A 7807-nucleotide genomic window follows, 5' to 3' on the forward strand; every position below is an offset into this window, starting at 1 on the left:
GGCGGAGAAATGACGGCAAACGAGATTTTCGATGTGAGCGGCAAGGTGGCCTTCGTCACCGGCGCCGGGTCCGGCCTCGGTCGGGCGATGGCGGAGGCGATGGCCGAGAACGGCGCCAATGTCGCCTGTTTCGATCTCGACCCGGAAGGGCTGACCGAAACCGCGACCCTGTTGTCGCGCCTCGGGGCCGATGTGCTCACCTTCACCGGCGACGTGGCCGACGAGGCGCAGGTGGATGCGGCGGTGGCCGAGACCGTGGCCCGCTTCGGCAGCCTCGATATCGCCTTCGCCAATGCCGGGATCGGCGATCCCGAGCCGGGTTTCATCCACGAATACGACAGCGCCAACTGGCGCAAGGTTGTCGATGTGAACCTGAACGGCGTGTTCAACGTCAACCGCGCCGCGATCCGCGAGATGATGAAGACCGGCGGCGGCAAGGTGATCAACACCGCGTCGATGTGGGGGCTGGCCGGTTCGTCGAGCGTGTTCCCGCTGCCGGCCTACAACGCCACCAAGGGCGCGGTGGTGAACCTCACCCGCGAGCTCGGCCTGCAATATGCGCGAAGCAACATCCAGGTCAACGCGATCTGCCCGGGCTTTTTCCTGACCGCCCTCGGCCCCTATGACGATGCCGAATTCATGGAGGCCGTCACCGGCTTTACACCGATGGGGCGGGTGGCCGATCCGGCCGAGATCAAGGGCACGGCGCTCTATCTCGCCTCGTCGGCCTCCGATTTCGTGACCGGCACGGCGCTGGTGATCGACGGTGGCTGCATGGCGAAGTGAGAGGGGGTTTCACTGGGTGAAACGCTCGCCCGTTCCCCATATCCAGCCTGCGACAATCCGCGCAGATTGACGACGTGACCGGGCGCCACAGCCCGCGACAACATCCACAGAGCAAGGCATGGCCCGGTTCGGCAGGTCTGGTCACGGAAGAGCTTTGCCATCCTATCGGAGAGAGCCATGACATCGGACGTATCGAGATCGGTCATGATCACCGGCGCCGCCACGGGCATTGGCCGGGCGACGGCACTGGCCTTCGCCGAACGCGGCGACCGGGTGACGATCGCCGATATTGATGCGCGCGCCGCCGATACCGCCGCGGCGATCCGCGAGGCCGGCGGCCGGGCGCAATTCATCGAATGCGACGTGACCGACCGCGCGGCAGTGCAGCGCGTGGTCGATGGTGCCCTCGCCGCCTATGGCGCGCTCGACGCGGCCTTCAACAATGCGGGCGTCCTGCCCAAGCCGCAGCCGCTGCACGAGGTCGATGCCGCCTCGCTCAACCTCATTCTCGACGTCGATCTCAAGGGCGTGTTCCATTGCATGCAGGCCCAGATTTCGCATTTCCTCGAAAGCGGCGGTGGCGCCATCGTCAACACCGCTTCGGTGGCGGGGATCATCGCCGATCCGGAAATGTCGCCCTACGTGGCGGCCAAGCACGCGGTTGTCGGCATGACCAAGGCCGCGGCGGTGGAATACGCCACCCGCAACATCCGCGTGAACGCCATCGCGCCCGGTCTGGTCGAGACGCCGATGACCCGCGCCTGGCTTGAGGACGATGCGTTCCGCGCGGCGATGTTCCAGCACAATATCAGCGGCCGCGCGGCCCGGCCGGAAGAAATTGCCGGCACGGTGCTGCATCTGTGTTCTGACGCGGCAAGCTTTACCAACGGTGCGGTTTTCGTCGTGGACGGAGGCCATACCGCACACTGACAAGGGGCTCTGGAGGAGAGCCGCAACAGGGAGGACGTCCATGGCGACGAAAAAGAAGGTTCTGCTCATCGTGACGCAGGACACCAAGCAGCACGAAGCGAAGTTCCTGCGCGACACGCTTGAGGCGGCGGGGGTGGATGTGATCCACCTCGATCCTTCGGTGCGCAAGGTTATGGGCGGGGCCGAGATCTCGCCCGACGCGGTGGCTGCCGCCGCCGGCATGACGCTGGACGAGATCCGCGCGATCAGGCACGAGGGCAAGATTCAGGAAAAGATGATCGAAGGGTCGATCAAGACGGCCCATCGGGTCCATGCCGAAACCCCGATCTCCGGCATCCTGTCGATCGGCGGCTCGATGGGCACCACGCTGTCGACGCAGGTGATGCAGAGCTTCCCCTATGGGATGCCGAAGCTGATGATCTCGACCCTTGCATCGGGCATGACCGCCGGCTTCGTCGGGGTGAAGGATATCGCCATGCTGAACTCGGTCTGCGATATCTCCGGGCTCAACTCGATTTCGCGCGATGTCTATCGCAACGGTGCCAATGCGGTGGCGGGTATGGCCAGGGGCTATGAGCCGGGCAAGCCGGAAGAAAAGCCGCTGGTGCTGGTCTCGACGCTGGGCACCACCGAGGCGCTCTCGCGCGCCGTGCGCGAGGGGCTGGAGGCCGATGGCTGCGAGGTGATGGTGTTCCACACCACCGGCAATGGCGGGCGCACGCTGGAGGCGATCTGTGCCGAGCGCGACGTGTCGGCGGTGGTGGATATGTCGCTGGTCGAGGTCAACGACTTCATCCAGGGCGGCATCTGCGCGGTCGGGCCCGAGCGGGCCACCACGGCGGTTGGCCGCGGCATCCCGGCGGTCTTCGCGCCGGGCAACGTGGATTTCTTCATCATGCCCTCCGATCTGGCCGAGGGCGATATGCCCTTCGAGGGCCGTGACTTCCACGTGCACAATGCCGCGCTGACGGCGGTGCGCACCACCGCGGAGGATCTCGGCAAACTGGCCGGTCATATGGGCGAAATTTTTGCCGAGGCGGAAGGGCCGATCCGCTTTCTGGTGCCGCTCGGGGGCTTTTCGAGCCACGACAGCACCGAGGGCACGCTGCACCGGCCCGACCTGCCGGCGGTGTTCGCCAGCCAATGCGAGGCGGCCTTCCCCGACCGCATCGCGGTCGAGACCGTGGATGCCCACGCCAATGACCGTGCTTTCGCCGATGCACTGCTGAAAGCGGTGCGCGAATTGATGGCAGGGAACCGGTCGGCCTGACCCTGATCGAAGGCCCGGCCACCGGGTCTTCGCCGCTTAAGGAGAGATGTCATGATCCCCGCTCGTTCCCCCGCCCTCGCCTCCCGCCTTTCCACCCGGGCCGCGCTCGCGCTGGCCGGGTCTGCGCTGCTGGCCCTGTCGGCGCGCGTGACCGTGCCGCTCTGGCCGGTGGAGGTTTCGCTCCAGACCTTCGCGGTGCTGTTGATCGCCTCCGCCTTCGGGATGCGGCTCGGCCTTGCCACCATGGCGCTCTATCTCGCCGAGGGCGCTCTGGGTCTGCCGGTGTTTCAGGGCACGCCCGAAAAGGGGCTGGGGCTGGCCTATATGGCGGGGCCAACGGGTGGCTATCTTGCCGGTTTCGTGGTGGCGACCGCGATTGTCGGCTGGGCCGCCGACCGGGGCTGGGGCCGCAATCCGCTGCGTATCGGGGCCGCGATGCTGGCGGGCGAGCTTGCTTTGCTTGCGCTCGGCGCCGCCTGGCTGGCGGTGCTGTTCGGCCCGGCGCAGGCATTTGCCTATGGCGTCGGCCCGTTCATCCTCGGCGATATCCAGAAGCTCGCCTTGGCCGCGCTGCTCGCCCCCGTGGCGCTGCGGCTATTGGCTTCCATGCACCTGCGCTGATCCCCGGTCGCTATCGCCAAGGCGGCGGCCCCGGGCGGGCCAGAACCTGCCGGCCAAGGCATCGCGACTGATCCCGGGCGGGCCTACTCCGATCCGATGCCGTCGGCATAGCTCTGGCAGGACACGCGCAGCGAGGCGCAGAACCGGGCCATATCCGGCGATTCCGGCACGCTTGCGCGCCGAAGCGTCGAGACCGGGGCGGAAAACGTGTCGAGCATGCAATCGAGCTTCGTCACCAGGCCAAGCTCCGCCGCGAACTGTGCCGCCACTTCGGGAACGAGCCCCAGCACCTCGCCCCGGGCGACGAAGGAGATCGCGGTGGCGAAGGAGGTCGTCTCGAATACCGGGACCGGCGGCGATTTGCCCGCCCGCAGAAACTCCATCTCGAAGAGCCGCCGCGTCGTCAGCTCCGGCGGCGGAAGCACCCAATCCGCCGCCGCCAGATAGTCCCAGCTCAGACCGCGCATCTGGGCCAGAGGGTGAAGCGCGCCGGCGATGGCGACGAGGTGCTCGTCATACAGCCGTTCCTGCACGAGCTGGCCATAGGGGTGGCGGCGCTCGCCCTCGCCGGAATAGCGCCCGACGATCAGGTCGATCTCGCCCGCTTCGAGCGCCGAGATCAGCTCATGCATCGAGGCTTCGCGCAGGGTGACGCGCACGTTGGGGTATTCCTTGCGAAACCCGCTGAGCGCGCCGGGCAGGATCGTCATCCCGATCAGGGGCGTGCTGCCGACCCGCAGCACGGTGCCGCCGCTTCGTTTGGCCACCTCGATATCCGCCGGGATCTGCCGCCATTCGTTGAGGATGATCGCCGCGCGGCGGGCAAAGGCCGCGCCCTCGGGGGTGATCTTCGCCCCGTGCCGCCCGCGCTCGAACAGCCTGGTGCCGAGCGAGGCTTCCAGCTCCTGCAGCATCTTGGTCAGCGCCGGCTGGGTCCGGTTCATCTCCTCCGCGATCTGACCGACGGTGCCGTGTTGGGCGAGCAGTTCCACCAATTGCAGGTGGCGCAGGCGGAGATGGAGAAGCTGGTCGGACATAGCCCTGTATTACATTCCATAATGTTATGGAAAAGGGCCTTTTATTCAATTTTCTTCACCCGGTGTCTGACTAGACTGCGCCGAACGGACATTTTGCAGATAAAACGAAAGGACCTCGCCACATGTCATCCAGCCTTCTCACCCGCCGCCAGTTCATCGGATCCACGGCAGCCGGGGCCGTTGTCCTGTCGGCGGGCGGCAGCGCCCTTGCGGCGGGCAACGCCTTCCGCTTCATGACGCCGTTCTCCTTCTCGCTGTCATTTGCCTCGGTGCTCTATGGCGAGGCCGTGGGCTACTATGCCGCCGAAGGGCTTGAGATGCAGATCGAGGCCGCCAAGGGCGCCGCCATGGCCTCGCAGATGGTGCTGGCCAACCAGATGGACAGCTCGCGCACCGGCGGGACGAACTACATCATCTCGCGGGTCGAAAACGGCGCACCGCTCGTCTCCATCGCCACCATCGCGCAGCTTTCGCCGTTCTTCGTCATCTCCTCCTCCGACAACCCGGTGAACTCGGTGGCCGATCTTCAGGGCCGCACGGTTGGCATGGCCTCGCTCGGCGGCTCGATGGAAGGCACGCTCGATCTGCTGATGGCGGGCGCCGGTCTGTCGTCGGATACCGTAGACAAGGTGAAGCTGGCCGACAGCGCCGCCTCCTACGCGCTGATCGAAGCCGGGCGCGCGGGCGCCTTCATCGGCAACACCTCGTCGATGATCCAGGCCCGCCAGGCCAGGCCGGATGCCGTTCACGCCATTCCGATGGATGACGGGATGCCGGGGCAGGTCTATGTCGCGCGTGAGGACGATATCGAGGTGAACGCCGACAAATACGCGGCCTTCCTGCGGGCCACGCACAAGGCCGCGCTTGAGATCGCTCAGGCCGACGACCTGACGCCGGTGCTCGAAGCGATTGGCGGCAAGTTCGAGGTTAACGGTCTCAACGACATGGAAACCGCCAAGCTGGACCTCGCCAGCAACGCCGCCAACTGGGTGGCCAAAGGCGAAGAGAACCTGCTGCGCAACATCCCCGAAGTGTGGGACAACGCCGTGACGCTGCTGGCGGATGCCAAGCTGATCAACAGCCGGCCCGACGCGACGACCCTCTACACCAACGCGCTGCTTGAAAAGGCGCTTGGATGATGGCCTTCGACCAGGGTGAACACCCGCCGGAAATCGAGATCTCCGGTCTGACGAAAGTTTTTGGTGGCGGGGCTTCTGAAGTCATCGCCATCAAAAACGCCAATCTCGACCTTCAGAAAGGAGAGTTCGTGTCGCTGCTCGGGCCTTCGGGCTGCGGGAAGACGACGCTGTTGCGCATCGTCGCGGGGCTTGAGACGCCGACCGAGGGCAACGTGGCGGTGCGGGGCAACACCGTGTGGAAGGGCGGGCGGCGTTCCGGCCCGGCCACGCGGCCCGTTTCGATGATGTTTCAGGAGGCGCGGCTGTTTCCCTGGTTCACCGTGGCCGAGAACGTGGCCCTGCCGCTCCGGGTGCAGGGCATGGGGCGCAAGGCGCGGCTGGAGAAGGCGCACGAGATCTGCGAAACGGTCGGCCTTGCGGGCTTCGAGCACCACCGGCCCACCGCTTTGTCGGGCGGGATGCGCCAGCGCGCTTCGCTGGCGCGCGCTCTGGTGACCGAGCCGCAGGTGCTGCTGCTCGACGAGCCCTTCGGCGCGCTCGATGCAATGACGCGCGACAATCTCAACCTTGAATTGCTCGATGTCTGCGCCCGCGCCCATGTGACGACGATTCTCGTCACCCACTCGATTGCCGAGGCGGCCTTTCTGTCGGACCGCGTCGTCGTGCTGGCGCCGCGTCCGGCGCGGATCGTCGACGTGGTCGAGATGCCGTTCGAACGCCCGCGCACGCTCGACCTTCAGCGCAGCACCGCCTTTCAGGATGCGGTCGGCGCGCTGCGGGCCAAGCTCAAGGAGGGCGCGGCATGAGGCAAGAATACATGAAACGCCTGCTGCCCATCGCCTCGGTGTCTCTGTTCCTGATCGGCTGGTCGCTCTACGTGCGCAGCGGCGAGGTCTCGCCCTTCGTGCTGCCGGGGCCGGAATCCATCGTGGTGGCGCTGTGGAACATGCTGTTTGATCCCCGGTTCTGGCACCACACGCTGGTGACGGTGATCGAGGGCGTGTCGGGCTTTCTGATCGCGGTGTTTCTCGGCATCTCGATCGGCTTCGCGATGGCGCGTGTGCCGCCGATGGAATGGGCGGCGAAACCCTTCATCGTGCTTTTGCAGCTGATCCCGAAAATCGCTCTCGCCCCGCTGTTCATCCTGTGGTTCGGGTTCGGGCTGGAATCGAAGATCGTGATCGCCGCGGCGCTGGCGTTCTTCCCGGTGTTCTCGAACGCGCTGGTGGCGTTCAAATCGGTCGAGCACGGCGACCGTGACGTGTTCACCATGTTGCAGGCCAACCCGTTGCAGCGCCTGTTGATGCTCGATTTTCCCTCGGCCCTGCCGGTGATCCTGACGGGCACCGAAGTGGCCGTGGTGCTGGCGATGATCGGCGCCATCGTCGGTGAGTTCATCGGCGGCAATGAGGGGCTGGGCTACCTCGCGGTGGCGCATCTGCAAAACCTGGCGGTGCCCGAGCTGTTCGCGGTGATCGTCGCCCTCGCGCTGGTGGGGCTGCTGCTCTACACCTTCATCGGCCGCCTGCGGGCGTGGTTCACCCCCTGGCACGTTTCCAACGCCAGACGGTGATGTGACATGACCCTCGCCCGCCACGGGATGGCGGGCGAGGGTACCTCCACCATGGTGAAGGGGCAGGGCGTTCTGTCCGAACCATCAGGCAAGATGCAGCGGCAGGGACGGTGCGAGCGGATGGTTTCGATGCCGACCTCTCAGCTTTCATCCGCTCTCGCCTGCTGCCGCTGATCGACGGTCCGTCCGCAGCAGCATGGTGACCGCGACGATAGCGACGGCCTAAAGCGTTTCGGCGTGACCCTGACTCGCGGGGGATTCCCTTGAGGCATCAGATGTGATTCATCCTTGTTGGGAGGATGGATCATGTCAGCCCCTTTGCCGTCGGCACTCAGGACGCGATTTCAGAGATACATTGAAGAAGGGTTAAGCGGGCGCGCGGCAGCGTTGCGTTTGCAGCTTTCGCCCGCGACGGGCGCACGTTGGGCGCGCCAGGTGAGGACGATGGGCC

8 protein-coding genes are annotated in these 7807 nt (G+C 65.9%); 7 read left to right on the top strand and 1 reads right to left on the bottom strand.

Annotated elements, in window-relative coordinates; genetic code table 11:
• Nucleotides 1-9: 9 nt before the first annotated feature.
• From QMG28_RS20180 to QMG28_RS20195, 4 genes are all read left to right on the top strand, one after another.
• Nucleotides 10-786, top strand: coding sequence for an SDR family NAD(P)-dependent oxidoreductase (locus tag QMG28_RS20180; RefSeq protein WP_281844027.1), 777 nt, complete (start codon nt 10-12; stop codon nt 784-786).
• A gap of 177 nt (nt 787-963) precedes the next feature.
• A complete protein-coding gene (locus QMG28_RS20185; protein ID WP_281844028.1) occupies nt 964-1716 on the top strand; it encodes an SDR family NAD(P)-dependent oxidoreductase in 753 nt (250 codons plus the stop codon).
• Nucleotides 1717-1756: 40 nt separating this feature from the next.
• Complete coding sequence (locus tag QMG28_RS20190; RefSeq protein WP_281844029.1) at nt 1757-2986, top strand: Tm-1-like ATP-binding domain-containing protein; 1230 nt, start codon at nt 1757-1759, stop codon at nt 2984-2986.
• A gap of 51 nt (nt 2987-3037) precedes the next feature.
• Nucleotides 3038-3607, top strand: a complete 570-nt coding sequence (locus tag QMG28_RS20195; RefSeq protein WP_307726364.1) for a biotin transporter BioY — start codon at nt 3038-3040, stop codon at nt 3605-3607.
• Nucleotides 3608-3690: 83 nt separating this feature from the next.
• On the opposite strand, the gene QMG28_RS20200 is transcribed toward QMG28_RS20195, so the two are convergent.
• A complete protein-coding gene (locus QMG28_RS20200; protein WP_281844030.1) occupies nt 3691-4644 on the bottom strand; it encodes a LysR substrate-binding domain-containing protein in 954 nt (317 codons plus the stop codon).
• Between the two features lie 122 nt (nt 4645-4766).
• On the opposite strand from QMG28_RS20200, the gene QMG28_RS20205 reads away from it, so the two are divergent.
• The 3 genes from QMG28_RS20205 to QMG28_RS20215 are packed head-to-tail and all read left to right on the top strand — an operon-like array spanning nt 4767 to nt 7356.
• A complete protein-coding gene (locus tag QMG28_RS20205; protein ID WP_281844031.1) occupies nt 4767-5783 on the top strand; it encodes an ABC transporter substrate-binding protein in 1017 nt (338 codons plus the stop codon).
• Entirely contained in the window at nt 5780-6589 is an 810-nt protein-coding gene (locus QMG28_RS20210; protein ID WP_281844032.1) for an ABC transporter ATP-binding protein, read from the top strand. The genes QMG28_RS20205 and QMG28_RS20210 overlap by 4 nt, the downstream gene beginning before the upstream one ends.
• Complete coding sequence (locus QMG28_RS20215; protein ID WP_281844033.1) at nt 6586-7356, top strand: ABC transporter permease; 771 nt, start codon at nt 6586-6588, stop codon at nt 7354-7356. Before QMG28_RS20210 ends, QMG28_RS20215 begins: the two co-directional genes overlap by 4 nt.
• The last annotated feature ends 451 nt before the right edge of the window (nt 7357-7807 follow it).

Origin of the sequence: Sinisalibacter aestuarii, assembly GCF_027923545.1 — a bacterium.
GTDB classification, from domain to species: domain Bacteria; phylum Pseudomonadota; class Alphaproteobacteria; order Rhodobacterales; family Rhodobacteraceae; genus Sinisalibacter; species Sinisalibacter aestuarii.